Source organism: Pedobacter sp. AJM, assembly GCF_002197755.1.
GTDB lineage: Bacteria > Bacteroidota > Bacteroidia > Sphingobacteriales > Sphingobacteriaceae > Pedobacter.
In genome coordinates, this window is the sequence record NZ_NHOT01000003.1 from 698,208 (window position 1) to 718,527 (window position 20,320).

A 20,320-nucleotide genomic window follows, 5' to 3' on the forward strand; every position below is an offset into this window, starting at 1 on the left:
TTATGTTCAAATATATGTATTCAATTGCAATGCCAACTACTCTGTAATGTCAATTTGACATTATTTTGGTAAAGCGTGGGGCGGTTGGCGTGTGGCATTCGTAGTCGAAAATGCCCTGCGCTAAACACTAACCGCTAGTTCAGCTTGTAATTAACAACATTAAGCCCCAGTAATTGTTCTAGAAACTTATTGTTAGGGTTTATTTTTAAATTTTTGGATGATAGATCCAGCATAATTTGTTTTTCACTATCGAAAACAGCGAAATTAAGCTGGCAGTTCTGCTGATCAGAATTTGCCTTATTGTCTGCTAAGATCAGTTCAATTTCCTTCATCAGCTCATCATTAACCCGCTCAATCGGCACTTGTATGGTTAAACTTTTGGTAAGCTTATCCCTTAATTCTGACATCAGGTTAATGGCTGTGATTTTAAACTCCCAGTCACCTGCCTTTCCAAATCTTTCACCCACCCTGCCTCTGATTTGAAGGAAATATCCTTCTGTTAAAAAAGATTTAAATTTGAGAAAATCTTCGCCGAACAAAGCCATTTCACAGGCATCTTCATAATCTTCAAATACAAATGTGCCAAAGGGTTTGCCGGTTTTGGTTATCCGCTGAGAAGCCGCCACCACTAATCCACCCACGCAAAGTTCGCGGTTTTGCAGCTTTGAAAATTCAGCCAAAATCTCTTCATTGGTATCGCCCATTCTCACCTTATTGATGATGCTCAACTGCCTGACACCATGCGTACAGAATCTATCCAGTTCCAGTTTATAATTATCCAGAGGATGCCCAGAAAGGAAAATTCCGATGGCATCTTTTTCATATTTCAACCGGTCCATGAGTGCCCATTCCGGTGAAACAGGTAATGAAGGCTCCAGAATCAGATCTGCTTTCGATCCGCCAAATAACGATCCCTGCGAGGTATTTTCATTATTCTGAAAATCATTGGCAAACTTGATAATTTTTTCAATGCCATTCATTTTATCATTAGGTCCGATGTAAAAGTATTGCGCACGGTGCCCGCCAAAGGCATCAAAAGCACCGCTATACACAAAACTTTCGTAAGCCTTTTTATTCACGATGCGGGTATTAGACCGTTTGGCAAAATCATAAACGGATGCATAGGCCCCGTTCGAAACCCTTTCCTCGATAATACTCTCCACGGCCTTCTCTCCTACACCTTTCACTGCCGACATTCCAAAACGCACCTCACCTCTGCCATTTACGGAAAATTTAAGGTCAGACTCATTCACATCAGGTCCTAACACCACTACTCCCATCTGGCGACATTCTTCCATAAAAAATGCTACTTGTTTAATATCGCTCATGTTGTTGGAAAGCACCGCAGCCATATATTCTGCCGGGTAATGGGCTTTTAAATAAGCCGTTTGATAGGCAATCCAGGCATAACAAGTGGAGTGTGATTTATTAAAGGCATAAGAGGCGAATGCTTCCCAATCTTTCCAGATTTTTTCTAAAGTTGCCGCATTGTGGCCCTTTTCTGCCGCCTGCTTTACAAATTTAGGTTTCATCTTATCCAGAACATCCTTTTGCTTTTTACCCATTGCCTTCCGCAGAACGTCGGCTTCACCTTTGGTAAAACCAGCCAGTTTTTGCGATAAAAGCATCACCTGCTCCTGGTATACGGTAATCCCGTAGGTTTCTTTTAAATATTCTTCACAGGCATCTAAATCGTATTGAATTTCTTCTTCTCCATTTTTACGCCGAACAAAACTTGGAATATATTCCATTGGACCAGGACGGTATAATGCATTCATGGCAATTAAATCGTCGAAAACGGTCGGCTTCAGTTCCTTCATGTACTTTTGCATACCCGGACTCTCGTACTGGAAAATACCAATGGTTTCACCGCGCTGGAAAAGTTCATAAGTCATCACATCATCAATCGGAAAATTATCCGGATTAAGATCGATGCCATGCCTTTTCTTCACCAGTTTAACGGTATCTTTAATCAGGGTTAATGTTTTTAACCCCAGGAAGTCCATTTTTAATAAACCGGCACTTTCTACTACGGAGTTATCAAACTGGGTAACATATAAATCAGAATCCTTTGCTGTAGCTACCGGAACGAAATTGGTGATATCGCTTGGCGTAATGATTACTCCGCAGGCGTGAATTCCCGTATTTCGCAATGAGCCTTCTAAAACCTGTGCCTGTTGAATGGTTTCGGCACTTAGGTCTTTTAAAAGTCCCATTGCCTTCAACTCCTGAACACGTTCATATTCATCAGGTCGTAAAGCATCCTTTAAACTCTTTTCGTCGAGATTAAAGATTTTAGCGAGCTTCATATTCGGAATCAGCTTCGCAATTTTATCGGCCTCAAACAGTGGCAAATCTAACACCCTGGCCGTATCACGAATAGATGACTTAGCTGCCATGGTACCATAAGTGATGATTTGCGCAACCTGGCTGGAACCGTATTTATTAATTACGTATTCCATTACACGACCACGCCCCTCGTCATCAAAATCGATATCAATATCGGGCATGGAAACCCGGTCTGGATTCAGGAAACGCTCAAAAAGCAGATCATATTTAATCGGATCGATATTCGTAATCCATAAGCAATAAGCCACTACAGAGCCTGCTGCCGAACCACGCCCGGGTCCAACTGACACATCTCTTCGGCGTGCTTCAGCAATAAAATCCTGTACAATCAGGAAGTAACCCGGATAACCTGTTTTCTCAATGGTAGCCAGCTCAAAATCTAAACGCTCAATAATTGGCGGTGTAAGTTCTCCATATCTGATTTTCGCGCCTTCATAAGTAAGGTGCCTTAAAAACTTATTCTCACCACGTTTTCCACCGTCTTCCTCATCTTCTGCGACTAAAAATTGTTCGGGGATATCAAATTTTGGCAGTAATACCTCCCGGGCAAGCTTGTAAGTTTCAATCTTATCAACAATTTCCTGTATGTTCAAAATGGCTTCAGGTAAATCGGCAAAAAGCGCTTTCATCTCCTCGCCCGATTTAAAATAGTATTCCTGGTTAGGTAAGCCATAACGGTAACCACGTCCACGACCAATTGGTGTAGCCTGCTTTTCACCATCCTTTACACACAATAAAATATCATGCGCATTCGCATCCTTTTTATTGATATAATAGGTATTATTGGTGGCTACAAGCTTAACATCATGTTTTTTAGCCAGTGAAATTAAAGATGCATTTACCCGATCTTCATCTTCCTGACTGTGTCGCATCACCTCAATATAAAAATCATCTCCGAACTGTGCTTTCCACCACAGCAAAGCTTCCTCTGCCTGGTTTTCACCCATGTTTAAGATTTTATTTGAAATTTCGCCAGACAGATTTCCGGAAAGTACAATGATATTATCTTTATATTGCTCAATTACCTCCCTGTCAATTCTGGGCACATAATAAAATCCCTTGGTATAAGCAATGGATGACATTTTAGCCAGGTTGTGGTATCCTGCTTTATTTTTAGCCAACAGTACCATTTGGTAGCCATTGTCTTTTGTGGTGCGGTCTAAGTGGTTGTTACATACGAAAAACTCTACGCCAACAATTGGTGTCATCACCACTTCTGTTGGTCTTTCTCCGGCTTCTATAGCAGCAGCGTTTTTGGCCTCGGCAGCTTTATTATGATTTAAAACATGATTTACAAAATGAAAGGCTCCCATCATATTGGCATGATCGGTCATGGCTACTGCAGGCATTTTCAACGATGCTGCCGCCTTAATCAATGCCGGAATACTGATGGTACTTTGTAAAACAGAAAACTGGGTGTGATTGTGCAGGTGTACAAAATTCGCCGAAGCCAGTTCCTGCTTATTCTGTTCAAGTTCCTGCCTGGATACCCCACCACCCTCTGCTTTCTGCAGGCGCTTGCGAATTTCATCGGAAGCCGATTTTAAATTCACATGCGGAATCCCAAAGCTTGGGATAGACGCCGGATTTATTTCCCTGAAACGTGGAAAATATTCTGCATCAACCAGTAATTCTTCCTTTTTAAAAACTTCTTTCTTGATCAGTTCCAGAAAACAACGTGTTGTTGCTTCCACGTCGGCAGTGGCATTGTGTGCCTCATTAAAAGGTACGCCAAATAAATAGGAATGCAGTTCGGTTAAGGTTGGCAGTTTAAATTTACCCCCCCTTCCCCCTGGTAACTTCAATAATTCGGCAGTTACTTCCGTACAGGTATCCAGTACGGGCATTTCGGCCATGCAGTTTTCTATACCAAAACGGTAAAATTCGCAGCCCATAATGTTGATATCGAAACCAACATTCTGCCCGACTATGAATTTTGATTTAGCAAGGACAGCATTAAATTTTTCCAGTACTTCTGCTAAAGTAATCCCTTGTTCATCGGCCAGTTCAGTAGAAATTCCGTGAATACGCTCGGCATCATAAGGGATGTTAAAACCCTCAGGCTTAACCAGGTAATCCTGATGCTCCACCATCCTCCCCATTTCATCGTGCAATTGCCAGGCAATCTGAATACAACGCGGCCAGTTATCGGTATCGGTAATGGGCGCATTGTAATTGCGTGGCAAACCTGTGGTTTCTGTATCAAAAATTAAGTACATATGGTATGGTCAAGAATTAACCGTTCGGGAATCATAACGGTTTTTCAAAAATAGGAAATTTGAATGCGGATGTTGTCAGCAAATTATCAACAAACCACTCCATTTTGAAACGACTAAGATGATCAACTACATCATTTAACATGATATAAAACGAAAATTCAGTTAAAAACATTACTTTTTGTAAAAATTTATTTCAAGAAAAAAACTTCATTGCCATGATGAAAACTATTTTAGCTATATTATTTCTTTCTGCGCCCTTCTCCGGTCTGTTTGCGCAGAAGCAATTTAATCTGGAATTGAAGAAGCAACTGGATACCATTCTGCAACTTGATCAGGGAATCAGGGAATTTGGTGATACAGAAACCACGGAAATAAGAAAAGATACACTTGCAGCAATGTTTAAATACCCGAAGAAAACCCTGACTGAAAACCTATGGAAGGTCATGAATGAAATAGATTCTGTTAATTTAATCAAAATAGAGGCCATAATATCAAAATACGGTTACCCGGGAAAAAGCATGGTGGGTGAACCGACAAATACAGCCGCTTTTTTTGTCATCCAACATAGCCCTAACCTTATTCCAACATATTATCCACTTATTAAAAAAGCTGGAAAAGCAGGTGAGTTACCATTTAAATACACGGCAATGATGTTAGATAGAAAGTTAAGTAACGAAGGGAAAGAACAATTTTATGGCACACAGATATATGGTGTAAAAATTCTGAATAAAATAACCGGCAAGAAGGATTTCTTTCGGTATGTAGTCCCGATTAAAGATGCCAAAAACGTAAACAAAAGACGCAAAAAAGCAGGTTTTGACACCACTGTTGAAGAGAATACCAAAAGATTTGGCTTTAGTTATAAAGCCTATACGCTGGAAGAAATAAAAAAAATAACGAAACAAACGCCATAGGTTTATTAAAACAGGAACGGTTTATCGATGTAAAGTTTTCCAATAAGGATTTTTTAACCTTATATTTATTTCTACCTTCGACTTATATTAGTGAAGCAAACCATTAAAATTATAGATATATGAAAGTAACGGTTGTAGGTGCAGGCGCTGTCGGTGCTACCTGTGCAGATAATATTGCCCGGAGGGAATTGGCTAACGAACTCGTTTTACTGGATATTAAAGAGGGTTTTGCCGAAGGTAAAGCAATCGACATGATGCAAACGGCTACGCTATTGGGTTTTGATACAAAAATCAGCGGAGTAACCAATGATTACAGTAAAACCGCGGGCTCGGATGTTGTGGTCATTACATCAGGTTTGCCACGTAAACCTGGGATGACCCGCGAAGACCTCATCGGAATTAATGCCGGCATTGTGAAAGGCGTGGCCGAAAACATCCTTGAATTTTCGCCGGAAGCCATTATAATCGTGATCAGTAATCCGATGGATACCATGACCTATTTGGCTTTAAAATCTTTAGGATTACCCAAAAACCGCATCATTGGCATGGGTGGAACTTTAGACAGCTCCCGTTTCAAATTTTATTTATCTCAGGCTTTAAATTGCAATCCGAATGATTTGCAGGGTTTTGTAATTGGTGGCCATGGCGATACAACGATGATTCCTTTAACCCGTCTGGCTACTTACCAAAGTTTACCGGTAAGCCATTTACTGGATCAGGCTACGCTTGATAAAGTAGCGGCAGATACCATGGTAGGCGGTGCAACACTAACCGGACTAATTGGTACTTCCGCCTGGTATGCGCCTGGTGCAGCCGGTGCAGCTTTAGTAGAAGCCATTGTTCGCGATGAGAAAAAATTATTTACCTGCTGTGTTTCTTTAGAAGGCGAATATGGTCAACAGGATATTTGCCTGGGTGTTCCGGTAATTATTGGCCGTGATGGATGGGAAAAGATTATTGATTTCAAATTAACCGATGAGGAACAGACTGCATTTAATAAAAGTGCTGATGCAGTAAGAAATATGAATAGCGTACTGGCCGAAATGAAATTGGTATAGCTATGAAGTTAACCACCTGAGCTACCCAAATACAGCTAAGTTCAATTTCCCTAAATAATCTCAAATGTCTCAGGTGGCAAAATTAAAGCCAATGAACTAAGGATTGGCTAAAGTGACTTATAAAAGCTGAAATTTTAGGCGTTAAAAACCATGCATGAAATCAATACCGATCCCACTTAAACTCATCAATCTGCAAGATGACGGCTTCCACCTCCTGGTAGAAATTGTTGTTTTTAAGGAAACGCATTTCGCAGTATTGGATACCGGTGCATCCAGAAGTGTATTTGATAAAGCCATTATAGAAAAACACCTTTCCGAAACCCTCCATGTATCGGAAGAAATAAATGCCGCAACATTATTTACCACCACCACTACCATACAAGCCACTATTCCGGAAGTTAAAATTGGCACACTAAAAATAAAAAATTACGAAACGGTTGCCTTTGACCTGCAATCGGTTAGTGCAACATACCAGCAATTTGGCCATCCTCCTGTCGCAGCCATTATCGGAGGCGATATTTTAATGCAACACAATGCCGTTATTCATTACAGTAAACTTTTGATGAGGCTTTACCGATAGTGCTGGCATAATGATCCCGGTCATTTTTTACAAATCATTTTATATGATCTTTGTTACCATAAAAATTGCATGATGAATGACATTGAAAACAGAACAGATATCATCCTTTTGGTTGATCGCTTTTACAACCATGTAGAAGAAAATCAAGAGATCGGTCCGATTTTTACTGAGATCGCGCAGGTAAACTGGGTGCACCACTTACCTAAAATGTATGATTTCTGGGAAAGTATTCTTTTTGGAAAAGCCATTTATAAAGGAAACCCGATGCTTACACATTTTTCATTAAACCAAAAGATACCACTACAGGAAGCAGAATTTAGCATCTGGAAAGCGATTTTTATTCAAACAGTTGATGAATTATTTGCCGGTGAAAATGCTGAAACCATTAAACAAAAAGCACAATCAATTGCAGATCTAATGCATTTTAAAATCAATTCGCCCAAAACAGACCTTAACATTATTTAAAAATCAATCACTATTTCAGGGCATGAAGCACAGCTAATGCTTTTACTGGTCTGGTAAGATTGCTTTATCGGACATCTATACCATACGCCCACTTTGTGCCTGTTGCACGACTGAAAACCATACTCATCTTTCAGGAAAAACGATTATCTTGGGGAAATTACAAAAAATTAAATTTTGTTAATTCCCCGTTTTTTAATTACTTGTACTTAGATGAATTTATTACTTGTAGAAGATGAACCCAATGTGGTTTCGGTCATTTCAAGAGGTTTAACCGATGAAGGTTTTACGGTGAGTATTGCTCCCGACGGACTGATTGGCAAACAAATGGCCATCGAAAATCATTTCGATTTAATTATTCTGGACATCATGCTCCCCGGCATTAATGGTCTTGAGCTCTGTAAAATGATTAAAGAACAGAAACCCGGTATCCCGGTCATTATGCTTACGGCTTTAGGTACTACCGAAAATGTGGTGAATGGATTGGATAACGGCGCAGATGATTACCTGATTAAACCTTTTAAATTTGCGGAACTTTTTGCCAGAATCAGAATGCTTTTAAGGCGTTATCAAGGCACTGTTAATCTCGATCAGATCATCAGCATTGCTGATTTAAAAATTAACCTCAGTGCAAAAACCGTTAACCGGAACCAGACTGATATTGTACTCACGGCAACAGAATACCGCTTGCTGGAATACATGGCAAAAAATAAAGGCAAAATCCTGTCAAGGATCGATATCCTGGAAAATGTTTGGGATATTGATTTCAACCTTGGCACCAATGTGGTGGATGTTTATGTGAATTACCTGCGTAAAAAAATAGATAAAAACGCCAGTCAGAAACTCATTCATACCGCTGTTGGATTAGGCTATGTTTTAAAAGAAAAATCATGAAAATTGCCCAGAAAATCACTTTACTTTTCGCCATTTTATCGGCCGTAATTATTTCATTGTTAAGTGGTTTTGTCTGGTATTTTTCAAATGAATTTGCGTTTGAAGATTTTTACAAGCGTTTAGAAGCCAGGGTGAACATTGCGGCACAAATTAAATTGTATGAAGACGATAATAACGCTGTTTATGCCAAAATGCGCAATCAATACCTGGAGCGCCTGCCATCAGAGCAGGAGTTTATCATCGATCCCAAAAAAGCCACTTCACCAATAGACCGGGAGTTGCCCAAAACTTTTTATAAAAAGATTAATACAGGTATGATGGCCCGCTATCGCATCGAAAATCATTTTTATGCCGGCAAATATTTTAAAACGTCTAAGGGGGGCTACATTGTAATCATTTCTGCAAACGACCCGTTTGGTTTCAGGGAACTGGAAGATTTACAAAAAATCCTCATTATAGGTTTTTTCCTTTCCATTATCCTCTCTTTTGTGGTGGGCTGGAAATTTTCTGATTATATGCTTACCCCACTGAGAAATATCATCAAAAGTGTAAAAAAAATAAAAGCAGAGAATTTGCACATGCGCCTGGATGTTAAAAAAGGAAGCGATGAAATGTCGCAACTGGCACAAACTTTCAATAACATGCTAAACCGCCTGGAAACGGCCTTTGAAACCCAAAACAACTTTATCAGTAATGCATCGCATGAGCTGCGTACGCCGCTAACCGTAATCAGTGCCGAAGTGGAATTGGCCATGAAACATGATCAGCATCAGGAATACCAGCAGAAGGCATTATCCAGAATAAAAGATGAGGCGGAACGGCTGGAGCATATTTTAACCAGTTTGCTCGGCCTGGCACAATCTGGTTTTAACGGCAAAAATCAACCCTGGGAAGAAGTAAGGATGGACGAATTGCTGTGGGAAATTAAAGGTTCAGTTAACCAGGTATACCCCAATAGCAGCATCCGGATTGATTTCAGTAAACTGCCGGAAGAGGAATCATTACTGACCTTGAAGGTAAATAAGAATTTAATTAAACTGGCCATATCCAATGTGGTAAGTAATGCCTGTAAATATTCAAATGAAAATGTAGTGCTTATCGGCATTGAAAGTACTGGCAAAACACTATCTATTGCCGTAACTGATCATGGAATAGGCATACCACAAACGGATATTCAACATATTTTCGAGCCTTTTTACAGGGCTTCCAACACCAATGATTATAAGGGTTACGGTGTTGGTTTACCACTTTCACTGAATATTATCCGGCTGCACAGGGGAAGTATTGCCATTAAATCACAGGAAGGCATTGGAACCGAAATTAAAATCATGCTGCCGTTAATTGGTGTATAAACCTATATTGATTATATTTGCTTATTATCCTTCCTTTATACACAAATCTAATCGTATTCTAATCTCATTCTTAACTGGCTGTAATGTCATTGGCCTAAACTTGTATCAATTGATTAATTCACTTAAACAAGTTAGCAATGAAAACAGTATTGGTACCCACCGACTTCAACCTAGAAAGCACAAAAATTATTGATGCCCTTGTAGAAGCCCAGCCCAATGAAAGCCTGAATATTATCTTTCTGCATGCTTTTAAGTTATCAGATTCAATTACAGATATGTTGATGCTAAGTCGCCGCAGCCGCGATTATGAAAATGTAAGCGATGAATTCTATCAGAAACTGGAGACTTATAAAAGGCAATATGCCAATCAGATCCATAATATAGGCATTGAATATTTTTATGGCAGCACAGTATCTGCCTTCAAGAATTTTATAGAAGCTTTTGAGGTAGACTACATCGCCTATCCAAAAAATTATAATTTCCAGGCCATCAATAAATATAGCATCAATCCGAAATATTTAACGGAAAGATCGGGCTGTGAAGTGATGTATCTAAATATGATGAAACTTCATGTTCAGGAAAACCTGATCGAAACCCGCATTCCTGAAACCCGTTTACAAGGATCTAATGCCTAACCACTTACTCTTAAAGACATTTATTTATGCTGCTACGAAATAACATCCCGCTCACCTACATTTTTGGAAAGATTAAATCGGAATTACTTTTTGTGATCAGTTATTCGGTAGGTATTGTTGTGCTTTATCAGAATTTTCATGTCACCAGAATTTCAATACCGGTTGCCGTGCCCGCGCTTTTAGGAACGATCATATCGCTACTGCTGGCTTTCAGGTCAAACCAGGCTTACGACCGTTGGTGGGAAGCCCGAACACTCTGGGGGGCAATTGTAAACGATTCAAGATCAATCTCCCGGCAAATTTTGTCTTTTGTTGAAAATCCATATGGAATGAACGAGGTGGAAGAATTCAAAGAACGCTTTATTAAAAGGCAAATTGCCTGGTGCTATGCCCTAAGTCAGGCACTAAGAGGCTTTAATGCCCGTAAAGGACTGGAAGAATACCTGTGCGCCGAAGAACTTGCTTTTATAAAAAAAAGAAGAAACGTAACCACATCATTGCTGGAGTTACACGGAATGGATTTAAAAAAAGCCCTCAGCGAAGGCTGGATTAACAAATACCAGCAAATCGAAATTGATAAATCCATTACGGCTTTATGCAATCACATGGGTGGCTCAGAGCGGATCAAAAACACCGTTTTTCCGGTTACTTACAGCAAGTACATCAACATGTCTATTCATTTATTTATTGTGCTCCTGCCATTCGGGCTGATTGAGTATTTCGGATATATGGAAGTACCCCTGGTAGTGGCCATTGCCGCATTCTTTTTATTGGTTGAAAAAATGGCTGTTCATTTGCAGGATCCCTTTGAAAATAAACCTACAGATACCCCCACCACCACCATCTGTAGAAATATTGAGCGCGATCTTTCACAAATGCTTGATGATGATAAAATATATGAAGATAAACCGCAGACCGAACTGGCATCAGTCGGGTCTTATTATATCTTATAGAAAAGCTTAATTCTTAATGCTGTTCCGGTTTGGAATGGGTTAGTTAATGCCAAAAGTCTTGTCTCTGGATGGAAATAAGCTTAAACGGCACATGATTAATGATCACTTAATGCGGCGATCTGATTGCCGCATTAATTTTTTAAGCACCTTATTTAATTTCGCTATTTAAACCTGATGGCTTTTAAAGGCGAAACTTTACTGATTAAGAATGATGGAATGATCAATACCGCCAAACACACCACTACAGTTACAACATTTAATGCTACCACATCAATAAAATGAAATTCTATCGGGGCATAGGCCAGAAAATAAGATGCCTGGTTCAGCTTGAAGAGATGGGTGGATTGCTGAAAAAAGCCCAGGCCAAGCCCTAAAATATTCCCCAGTAACAAGCCGATTCCGATTAAGTAAGCCGAATTAAACAAAAATATTTTCATTATAGACCAGTTGCTGGCACCAAACGATTTGAGCATGCCAATCATATTGGTCCGTTCCAGAATCATAATTAATAAGGCTGTTACCATATTAATTACCCCAACAATTAACATTAAAATCAGCAGCACCCTGGTATTTACATCCAGCAAACCCAGCCAGGTGAATATATTCGGGAAATTTTCTTTTATGGAAAACGACCTGAGGTTTTGGGGTAAATCTTCAAAAATTTGATCAGCAACCGGCTTTAGTTTGTTAAAATCCTTAATTCTGATTTCGACACCGCCAATTTCTTCTGGTTTCCAATTGTTTAACCGCTTAATAATATTCAGATTTCCCAGTACAAAACCCTTATCTATATCTTCTACGCCAATATCATAAATACCTACAATTTTAAACTTTCTTGGCCTCAACTGGTTCTGCACAAAATACATGATAAAGTCATCACCGGTTTTAAGTTTTAACCGGTTAGCCGTATAATTGGAGATCAGCAATTCCTGCATTGCAGCTGTACTGTCAGAAAAATCGATGATGGTACCGCTAATGATATGCTGTTTAATATAGTTCCAGTGATAACTTTTATCTACCCCCTTAAAATTGATCCCTTCAATTTCGTCATTGGCAGAAAGAATGGCCGGTTTGGTTGCGAAGGGATAATAAAAATCAATATCCGGATTATTTTTCAGCTGTTTTTTTGTTTCAGCATCCAGTATAAAAGGCGAATGTTCAAAAGAATTATTCAAATCATAACGCGTAATCTGAATATCACCCAGATAGCCCCTGACTTTATCCTGAATTTCAGTTTTAAATCCTTTAATGATCGCGATAGACAGAATCATTACAGCAAGGCTTAGCATCACCCCTGCAATGGCAATGCGCACAATTAACTTTGAAAAAGTTCGCTCCGATTTAATGGCTATACGGCTGGCTATGAAATATTCGAAATTCAATTCTGATAATTTTTAACAGCAAAAATGCTTAAATCCTTTTTAAAAATGGCATATATTTGGAATATTATGCCCTTATAATGATAAGTAAATCAATATGGATGAGGGATTGTTTTAATGAATTACCTTTATCTCTATTAAGCATCATTTAACCTTGTATTAAATGCATTAGTATAAATGCTTATAAAAGGTATTCCGAAAGGTCAAAAAATATAACAACATGAAAAGATATCTATTTCTTGCTTTTACCAGTTTACTTGCACTATCTGCCTGTGGTCAACCCAAATCAACAGAAGAAGATTCAGGCACAGGGAAAGGAGATCAAAAATCCACCATCAGGCGCATGAATTTACCTGATACTATGGGGATTAAAACAGGAGCCGAGCAAACAGAAAAATATTTGCCTTTGCTGAAAGGAAAACGTGTGGGCATGGTGGTTAACCCTACATCTATTATCGGCACACAAACTGTTGTGGATAGTTTGCTGAAACTGGGTGTGAAGATTCAGAAAATTTTTGGCCCTGAGCATGGTTTTAGGGGTGATGCGAGTGCAGGTGTTAAAGTAGATGATGCAGTTGATGCCAAAACAGGAATAAAAGCTGTATCGCTTTATGGTAAACATAGTACACCAACTACTGAAGATCTGGCTGATGTAGACATCATGATATTTGACATTCAGGATGTGGGTGTACGTTTCTATACTTATATTAACACCTTACAAAATGTAATGGAAGCCTGCGCAGCGAATGGGAAAACACTGCTGATATTGGATCGCCCAAATCCAAACGGATATCTGATAGACGGACCGATTTTAGACCCTCAATTCAAGTCAGGTATCGGCGTACAACCTATTCCCATTGCACATGGCTTAACGGTTGGCGAATATGCACAAATGCTGAACGGCGAGGGCTGGTTAAAAAACAAGGTTAAATGTCATATCGTGGTAATTAAAAACCTTCATTACAATCATGATATGGAATATACTTTACCAGTGAAGCCTTCTCCAAATTTAAATACACAACAAGCTATATTGCTTTATCCATCTACCTGTTTATTTGAGGGCACCTATTTAAATCATGGTCGCGGGACAATGTTTCCTTTCACCATCATCGGTGCGCCTTACCTAAAAGGTAAATTCAAATTCAGTTTTATCCCTAAAAGTATAAAAGGAATGTCTGAAACGCCGCTCTTTCAAAATCAGCTTTGTTACGGACTTGACCTGAGGAATTATGATCCTGCTGAATTAAGAAAATCTAAACAGATTAATATTTCATGGCTCATTGCACTGTACAATGCCTCACCTAAAAAAGAAGATTTTTTCAATACAAAATTAAGTAAAGAGATGGGGGTTATCGAGCGGCTGGTTGGCGTTGCTGATTTCAGAAAACAGGTGATGGAAGGTCAGAGCGAAAAAGAAATCAGAGCCAGCTGGGAACCAGGATTAAGCAATTATAAAAAAATGCGCCTGAAATATCTGCTTTATAAGTAATGAGTGGAATTTGAATGAGTGAATGGTCAATGAGCCTGTAATGGAATGATGAAATTTGAGAAACAATTCGCATTCTGACATACCGAACTAAACAATCCGGTTTGGGCTTTGTTACTTTAATAATCGATTTTAAACATTATCATTCAAAATTCAATCATTAAAATTATGAGCGGACCAAAAGAAACGAGCGACAAACCAGGAAGTAACTATAAGGAGGAAGTACCTAAAGGACGAAAGCCGGTAGATCATCAAACCGTTCGTAAACCTAATGACAGTACACCGAATAAGCCTGTTAAAACAGATGATCCGGCAGCACAAAGAGAAACTGAAGAGCAACCTGTTCATCCGATAAAGAAAGCACCTAAAGCGGATTAATGATCAGGGGATTTTGATGGTATTAAAATCCCCTTTTTGCACTATGCTTTAATTTTTAAAGCGAAATAAAAGGTTGAACCTGTACCAGCTTCGCTTTCCAGCCAGATTCTGCCACCTGTATTTTTTATAATTTCCGCAGAGATGTACAGCCCTAAACCCAGGCCCGGATACGTATGTTGCTGATGGCCGCTGACACGGTAAAACTGGTCGAAGACATACTGTTGCAAATCTTCTGAAATACCGATTCCATAGTCTTTCACACTTAAAATCACTTCATTTCCTATCACCTCACTTTTAATTTCGACATTGTCCGCATCATCAGCATATTTAATGGCATTGGATAAAAAGTTGGTGATCACCTGCCCAATCCTTTCGCGGTCTGTTTCTACCTTCACGAAACTGTTTAGTGTAGCATTTAGCTGGTGTTTTAAAGTGGTATGCTGCATTTCTTCCACAATATCCTTCACCAGGTTATCGAAATCAAATGTTGAAAGGTTTAAGACCATTTTACCTGCCTGGATTTTAGTTACATCTAATAAATCACCAATCAATCCGGTTAAACGGTTTAATTGCTGATCCATTTTATGCACCATATTGGCTTTCTTTTCATCCCCTTCCAAACGGATCATGCGTTCCAGTACCTGAGTATAAGCCTTAACACTGGTTACCGGCGTTTTCAGCTCATGACTTGCAATTCCCAGAAACTCATCCTTTTGCTGCTGCAGCTGAACCTGTCTGGTTACATCTATTGCGGCATGCAGAATGCCATAAACTTTCCCTGTAGCATTCCGAAGCGGTTTATATGTAAAATTAAACCAGCTTTTGGTGGGAACACCATCCATAACCAACACTGCCTCCTGCTGATCTGCATGATAAGGAACACCTGAGCGGAACACTTCTTTTAAAATGGGGATAAAAGGCTGACCAGCCAACTCCGGAATACCTTCAATCATAGGTTTTCCAATAATGCTTTTATCTTTATCCCATAACTTAAGCATTTCGTTATTGGCTATCTTAATGACAATATCTTCGGTTTCATAGAAGGCAGTAGGCATAGGATTATCCTGCACCAGCGTTCTGAAACGCGCTTCGCTTTCCTTTAAATTAAGCTGTGAATTTACCTGTGCGGTAACATCACTGGCTACAATCATAATGCCTGATACTTTTTTATCCTGATCAAAAATGGGATCGTAAACAAAGTTGAAATAATAATTACCCAACACTCCGTCACGTTCCACACGCGCCAGGGTTTCATAGCCGTAATATGGCTTCCCGCTTTGGTATACCTGTGCCAATATTTGGGGGAATTGCTGATCGGCAATTTCAGGTAAACCATCCAGCAGCTTCTTACCAATAACCTTTTCCGTTTTACCCCAGATTTTTAATAAATCAACATTTGCATCTTCAATAATGAAATCTTGTCCGCGTAAAACGCCAATGGCAATGGGTGCATCGTAAATCATCTGCCGAAACAAGGCTTCCTTTTCCTGATATTTTAACCTGGCTTTCACCAGTTCAGTCACATCGGTGGCATTGTTCAGTATGGCCCATACCTTTCCGTTTTGATCAAAGAGTGGCTTATAAATAAAATCGAAGTAAAATGTTCTGAGATCGCCATCCACCATCAATTGCACCATATCTTCCTTCGCCTCATAGGCTATTCCGGTCCGGATCACCTCTCTGAGAAGCTGCAGGAAAGGCTGGTTGGCAAGTTCAGGAAGTGCCTTGGCAAGTTCCATTCCTTTAACCGAATCATCCTTGCCCCAGGCCTTTAAAATCGCCTTATTGGCAACATTAATGATCAGATGATCCCCTTCATAAAGGGCAATCGGCGTTTTTGATTCTTCTATTAAAATGTTAAAGAGATCTGAATGATCTGTAGGTTTTTCTTGCATATGGAAGAACAAATATAAAAATTTACTTGCTTCCTGTCGATTTCAGAAAGGAAAGCAATACCTTTTCATCGTGTTCCAATCCCAATTTACCAACAGTTTTATGGTTATTCATTTTTTTCATATACTTCACCAGTTCATTATTTTCATAAGCCGTGATCAGCAACGGATATACATATGAACTTTTACAAACGGCCCGGGTATTGCCCAGTTTTTTGGCTACACAATCCAAAACATTTATCACAGTTTTTTTGGTATTCAATGCTACATCAACATCCACTGAACATTTCGCAAACTGGCGTAAGGCTTCTAATGTACCCCCCCAGGTTCTGAAATCTTTGGCGGTAAAATCGTTCTGCGTGATTTCCTTAATATAATTATTGATTTTACCCGAATCGATTCCGCGGTGTTCCTTGCCATCGGTATAATATTGAAAAAGATCCTGACCGGGAATATCGCGGCATTTTTTAACCAGTTTGGCCAGGCTGCTGTCGTTCAATACAACCGTTTGCCTTACCCCTTTCTTGCCAATAAAATCAATATTAATTTTGCTGCCTTCAATTTTAACATGCTTATCCCTCAGGGTACTTAAACCAAAGGAGCCGTATAGCTGCTTGTAATTTTCATTACCTACCCTGATCAAAGATTTCTGAAGAACATCTACTGATATGGCAAGTACCTTACGCTCGTCCAGTACCTTACGTTTAAGGTCTTTGGCAATCTGTTTTCGGGCTTCGGGCAATACTTTTCCAAATTCAAAAAGCCTGAAATACTTATCTTCCGACCGACGGCTCGTCCACTTGGCATGATACCGGTATTGCTTTCGGCCTGCGGCATCAATTCCGGTCACCTGCAGGTACGCATTGGGTTTATTGGCAATCCATACATTTTGCCATGCCGGCGGAATAACAAGCGCTTTAATGCGGCCGAGGTGCCTTTCTTCCGTAATTTTATTTCCTTTTTTATCTTCGTAGTAAAATTTACCGGGTTTGCCTTTTCGGTAAATACCAGGCATGGCATCGGTTACATAAACCAATCCGCTTGCTTTAACCACATCTTCACCTTGTACCATTTTTACTTATCAGGATGAATTAATTTTTAGTTATTTTGTAAAACTTAAGGTGACTGATCACGTTATTTTAGAACACAACACACACGTATGAAAATAGTTTTTATGGGTACGCCCGATTTTGCAGTTGCTTCTCTTGATGCCCTGGTTCAGGCCAAATTCGACATTGTTGCAGTGGTAACGGCCCCTGATAAACCTGCCGGGCGTGGGCAGAAAATTAACGAAAGTGCCGTAAAAAAATATGCTGTAGCAAACTCAATTCCGGTACTCCAACCCGAAAAACTTAAAAATCCTGATTTTTTGGCTGAGTTAAAAGCTTTTAAAGCCGACTTACAAGTGGTGGTTGCCTTCAGAATGCTTCCGGAAGTGGTGTGGAACATGCCGCCAAAAGGAACCATTAACCTCCACGGATCTTTGCTGCCACAATACAGAGGCGCCGCCCCGATTAATCACGCCATCATCAATGGCGAAAAGGAAAGTGGTGTAACGACCTTCTTTTTAACACATGAAATTGACACTGGTGATATCATTTTAAGTGACCGTACCCCTATTGGTGACGATGAAACCGCTGGTGAACTACATGATAAATTAATGGTAATCGGAGCCAATCTGCTGGTCAAAACAGTTACAGCCATTTCAAAAGGAGATTTTACCGAGCAACTACAGCCACAAAGCGATGAATTAAAACATGCGCCAAAAATATTCAAAGAGGATTGTAAAATAGACTGGAATAATTCTTCCGCACTGATTCATAATCTCATCAGAGGGTTGAGTCCTTATCCAACTGCTTTCACCCTGTTAAATGATAAAACATTAAAAATTTTTAAAGCGGAGCCTGAAGAGAAAGAACCAGGTATTGCCGCTGGTGGCTTTTTAACAGACGGCAAAACTTATCTAAAATTTGCCACGAAAGATGGATTTATCAAATTACTGGATATTCAGTTTGAGGGTAAAAAACGGATGCTGATTGAGGATTTTTTAAGGGGGATGCGGTTGTAGAATAACACGTTGGATTAGGCTATCCATCTATATAATGTCATATATGACACCCATTTGTGTGCTATTCTTTTATATAAAACAAATCTTCCCTGGCCACATTTCGAACCGCAAGTGCAACCATTATAAAAAAGGCAAAATCTTTTTTCTCTAAGAAAAATTGGTTTACTAAAAGTCACGATTTTATGCTGACCTGGATTATTGTTAATAGAATCAGGATTAAAGGAGATTACTTTTATTTTTTTAAATAGTTTTGAAGACTAGTGATATTTTTGCATTTGATCTAATTCTTGTTTTACCTGAGACCTTTCTAACCTGTTAAGAATATTTTTTTTATCATCATCTTCAAAAACACCTCTTAAAGTATCCTTTGAGACAATCTTCTCTAATTGCGAAAGTGTGAATTTATCAATGATTTGAAAATAAACAATTGTGTCATTACCTTTATAAAAATCATTTATAAATTGTTCAGAATCTTTGTTTTGTCCTTTAACCTAAAAAAACAAAAGATTAAGAATAATATAAATGTTGCTCTCATAATCTTTAATTACAATAATCACGTTTTTAAGTGATCCTCTTTTTGAGTAGTTCTTATTAATATCTATAATTTGTTGTTTATCAGATTCAGTTAAAACGTCCCATAAACTGGTTTCTACTAATCCTCCCCCAGCTAAGTCACCGAGCTTCCAGATCACTGATGTTTTAGAAATGGCACTTAATTATAATCAATTATATATGATCTGTTGATTGGTTTACACAATACAGTTCTTCTATTTTAAATTTAGCAACATCAGGAAATAGTGAATTCCATTTCTTTACTAATTCATTTTGAAAACTTATAAATTGATCATTTAAATTAATTATCATGACAGGAGCAACAATAACACAACTTTTATACTTTTTAAAAAAACCTTTATTTGCCATAATAGTACTCTTAATTGCATTAAGATTAACCATTTTTTTATTTGTTCCAACGATGATTTTATGAAAAAGCAATTGGAAAATAAGATAACATAAATAACAGGGGCTTAGAATATTTACTTTGTATTTTGATTCCATATTTTATTTTACTATAATTTTCTTATGGACACATCGCACCAATTTATATTGATTTGCTAGTTTCTCTTAATTTATTCAATATATGAATATTCACATATTAATGGTCTTGCTATGACTAATCTATTAAAAACACCTTCATTTGAAAAGAAATTAAAGTAAGATGTTTTCAAAGCATTTATAGCTGCGTTCATATTTGTTAGCGGATTTCCTTGTATATCTCTGTATTTTATTCTCCTTTTATCCGCACCATATACCATTATAGGCATAATAATGGTAATTTTTTGATCTGACTTATTGAAAAGCTCAATAAAATTAATTTGCTTTAATCCAGGGTATTTTGGAAAAAGCTTGTAAGCAAGAGAATCAGCCGCTTCGATTTTTGTCACAGTTGTTTTACTACCTTTTCTAATAACTTCTATTCTAAAATTTGTAGTATAAATTGCAACACTGTCATTTAATAATCTAGAACATAAATTATCGCTTTGTGTAAAAATCTTATAAAAGCTTTTTTCAATGGAGGTATTTTTATGATTTAAAGAATTTAAACCTTCTTTTTTTGTTTGCGAAATTGCAACATCTATATATAGTAAGTTTATAGAAAGAAGCATGATAAAAAAAATGTAACCTGTTTTCATAACGATTTTA

Annotated in this window: 17 protein-coding genes; 11 read left to right on the forward strand and 6 right to left on the reverse strand. The window is 38.5% G+C overall.

The window, feature by feature from the left end; genetic code table 11:
* Positions 1 to 134: 134 nt before the first annotated feature.
* Entirely contained in the window at positions 135 to 4,568 is a 4,434-nt protein-coding gene (gene dnaE, locus CBW18_RS08815) for a DNA polymerase III subunit alpha (RefSeq protein ID WP_088300923.1), read from the reverse strand.
* A gap of 215 nt (positions 4,569 to 4,783) precedes the next feature.
* Here dnaE and CBW18_RS08820 point away from each other — a divergent pair, with 215 nt between their 5' ends.
* The 8 genes from CBW18_RS08820 to CBW18_RS08855 all read left to right on the forward strand — a co-directional run bounded on the left by CBW18_RS08820 (position 4,784) and on the right by CBW18_RS08855 (position 11,416).
* On the forward strand, positions 4,784 to 5,482 hold the full coding sequence (locus CBW18_RS08820; protein ID WP_088300924.1) for a DUF6624 domain-containing protein: 699 nt from the start codon (positions 4,784 to 4,786) through the stop codon (positions 5,480 to 5,482).
* Positions 5,483 to 5,601: 119 nt separating this feature from the next.
* Positions 5,602 to 6,540: a malate dehydrogenase gene (gene mdh, locus CBW18_RS08825; protein ID WP_088300925.1), complete on the forward strand. Its 939-nt coding sequence runs from the start codon at positions 5,602 to 5,604 to the stop codon at positions 6,538 to 6,540.
* A gap of 154 nt (positions 6,541 to 6,694) precedes the next feature.
* A complete protein-coding gene (locus CBW18_RS08830) occupies positions 6,695 to 7,120 on the forward strand; it encodes an aspartyl protease family protein (RefSeq protein ID WP_088300926.1) in 426 nt (141 codons plus the stop codon).
* Between the two features lie 69 nt (positions 7,121 to 7,189).
* Positions 7,190 to 7,585: a group III truncated hemoglobin gene (locus CBW18_RS08835; protein ID WP_216359212.1), complete on the forward strand. Its 396-nt coding sequence runs from the start codon at positions 7,190 to 7,192 to the stop codon at positions 7,583 to 7,585.
* A 210-nt stretch (positions 7,586 to 7,795) separates the two neighbouring features.
* Positions 7,796 to 8,476: a response regulator transcription factor gene (locus CBW18_RS08840; RefSeq protein ID WP_088300928.1), complete on the forward strand. Its 681-nt coding sequence runs from the start codon at positions 7,796 to 7,798 to the stop codon at positions 8,474 to 8,476.
* The gene (locus CBW18_RS08845) at positions 8,473 to 9,828 is read left to right on the forward strand and encodes a HAMP domain-containing sensor histidine kinase (RefSeq protein ID WP_088300929.1); all 1,356 of its coding nucleotides are present in this window, start codon (positions 8,473 to 8,475) and stop codon (positions 9,826 to 9,828) included. The genes CBW18_RS08840 and CBW18_RS08845 overlap by 4 nt, the downstream gene beginning before the upstream one ends.
* A gap of 137 nt (positions 9,829 to 9,965) precedes the next feature.
* Positions 9,966 to 10,463 carry a hypothetical protein gene (locus CBW18_RS08850; RefSeq protein ID WP_088300930.1) on the forward strand — a complete coding sequence of 166 codons (498 nt, stop codon included), beginning with the start codon at positions 9,966 to 9,968 and terminating at the stop codon, positions 10,461 to 10,463.
* Positions 10,464 to 10,489: 26 nt separating this feature from the next.
* Positions 10,490 to 11,416, forward strand: a complete 927-nt coding sequence (locus CBW18_RS08855; RefSeq protein ID WP_088300931.1) for a bestrophin family protein — start codon at positions 10,490 to 10,492, stop codon at positions 11,414 to 11,416.
* Positions 11,417 to 11,577: 161 nt separating this feature from the next.
* Here the strand turns inward: CBW18_RS08855 and CBW18_RS08860 are convergent, their stop codons facing one another.
* Positions 11,578 to 12,798 (reverse strand): FtsX-like permease family protein, encoded by a 1,221-nt coding sequence (locus CBW18_RS08860; RefSeq protein ID WP_088300932.1) that lies wholly within the window; start codon positions 12,796 to 12,798, stop codon positions 11,578 to 11,580.
* A gap of 217 nt (positions 12,799 to 13,015) precedes the next feature.
* Here CBW18_RS08860 and CBW18_RS08865 point away from each other — a divergent pair, with 217 nt between their 5' ends.
* Both CBW18_RS08865 and CBW18_RS08870 read left to right on the forward strand, forming a co-directional pair.
* Positions 13,016 to 14,284: a DUF1343 domain-containing protein gene (locus CBW18_RS08865; RefSeq protein ID WP_088300933.1), complete on the forward strand. Its 1,269-nt coding sequence runs from the start codon at positions 13,016 to 13,018 to the stop codon at positions 14,282 to 14,284.
* Positions 14,285 to 14,449: 165 nt separating this feature from the next.
* Positions 14,450 to 14,659 carry a hypothetical protein gene (locus CBW18_RS08870; RefSeq protein ID WP_088300934.1) on the forward strand — a complete coding sequence of 70 codons (210 nt, stop codon included), beginning with the start codon at positions 14,450 to 14,452 and terminating at the stop codon, positions 14,657 to 14,659.
* 41 nt (positions 14,660 to 14,700) lie between these two features.
* On the opposite strand, the gene CBW18_RS08875 is transcribed toward CBW18_RS08870, so the two are convergent.
* Positions 14,701 to 16,554: an ATP-binding protein gene (locus CBW18_RS08875; RefSeq protein ID WP_088300935.1), complete on the reverse strand. Its 1,854-nt coding sequence runs from the start codon at positions 16,552 to 16,554 to the stop codon at positions 14,701 to 14,703.
* Positions 16,555 to 16,576: 22 nt separating this feature from the next.
* A complete protein-coding gene (locus tag CBW18_RS08880; protein ID WP_088300936.1) occupies positions 16,577 to 17,623 on the reverse strand; it encodes a DNA topoisomerase IB in 1,047 nt (348 codons plus the stop codon).
* 87 nt (positions 17,624 to 17,710) lie between these two features.
* Between CBW18_RS08880 and fmt the strand changes: the two genes are divergently transcribed.
* On the forward strand, positions 17,711 to 18,619 hold the full coding sequence (gene fmt / locus CBW18_RS08885) for a methionyl-tRNA formyltransferase (protein WP_088300937.1): 909 nt from the start codon (positions 17,711 to 17,713) through the stop codon (positions 18,617 to 18,619).
* Between the two features lie 726 nt (positions 18,620 to 19,345).
* Here fmt and CBW18_RS08895 read toward each other — a convergent pair.
* Both CBW18_RS08895 and CBW18_RS08900 read right to left on the reverse strand, forming a co-directional pair.
* A complete protein-coding gene (locus CBW18_RS08895; protein WP_088300939.1) occupies positions 19,346 to 19,675 on the reverse strand; it encodes a hypothetical protein in 330 nt (109 codons plus the stop codon).
* 71 nt (positions 19,676 to 19,746) lie between these two features.
* Positions 19,747 to 20,310, reverse strand: coding sequence for a hypothetical protein (locus CBW18_RS08900; protein ID WP_140418650.1), 564 nt, complete (start codon positions 20,308 to 20,310; stop codon positions 19,747 to 19,749).
* Positions 20,311 to 20,320: the final 10 nt, after the last annotated feature.

Coding starts and splice junctions, on each gene's coding strand:
- CBW18_RS08845 (WP_088300929.1), top strand. CDS start 8,473: ATGAAAATTGCCCAGAAAATCACTTTACTTTTCGCCATTTTATCGGCC.
- CBW18_RS08820 (WP_088300924.1), top strand. CDS start 4,784: ATGATGAAAACTATTTTAGCTATATTATTTCTTTCTGCGCCCTTCTCC.
- CBW18_RS08830 (WP_088300926.1), top strand. CDS start 6,695: ATGAAATCAATACCGATCCCACTTAAACTCATCAATCTGCAAGATGAC.
- CBW18_RS08855 (WP_088300931.1), top strand. CDS start 10,490: ATGCTGCTACGAAATAACATCCCGCTCACCTACATTTTTGGAAAGATT.
- mdh (WP_088300925.1), top strand. CDS start 5,602: ATGAAAGTAACGGTTGTAGGTGCAGGCGCTGTCGGTGCTACCTGTGCA.
- CBW18_RS08865 (WP_088300933.1), top strand. CDS start 13,016: ATGAAAAGATATCTATTTCTTGCTTTTACCAGTTTACTTGCACTATCT.
- CBW18_RS08835 (WP_216359212.1), top strand. CDS start 7,190: ATGATGAATGACATTGAAAACAGAACAGATATCATCCTTTTGGTTGAT.
- CBW18_RS08875 (WP_088300935.1), bottom strand. CDS start 16,554: ATGCAAGAAAAACCTACAGATCATTCAGATCTCTTTAACATTTTAATA.
- dnaE (WP_088300923.1), bottom strand. CDS start 4,568: ATGTACTTAATTTTTGATACAGAAACCACAGGTTTGCCACGCAATTAC.
- CBW18_RS08840 (WP_088300928.1), top strand. CDS start 7,796: ATGAATTTATTACTTGTAGAAGATGAACCCAATGTGGTTTCGGTCATT.
- CBW18_RS08895 (WP_088300939.1), bottom strand. CDS start 19,675: ATGGAATCAAAATACAAAGTAAATATTCTAAGCCCCTGTTATTTATGT.
- CBW18_RS08870 (WP_088300934.1), top strand. CDS start 14,450: ATGAGCGGACCAAAAGAAACGAGCGACAAACCAGGAAGTAACTATAAG.
- fmt (WP_088300937.1), top strand. CDS start 17,711: ATGAAAATAGTTTTTATGGGTACGCCCGATTTTGCAGTTGCTTCTCTT.
- CBW18_RS08850 (WP_088300930.1), top strand. CDS start 9,966: ATGAAAACAGTATTGGTACCCACCGACTTCAACCTAGAAAGCACAAAA.
- CBW18_RS08880 (WP_088300936.1), bottom strand. CDS start 17,623: ATGGTACAAGGTGAAGATGTGGTTAAAGCAAGCGGATTGGTTTATGTA.
- CBW18_RS08900 (WP_140418650.1), bottom strand. CDS start 20,310: ATGAAAACAGGTTACATTTTTTTTATCATGCTTCTTTCTATAAACTTA.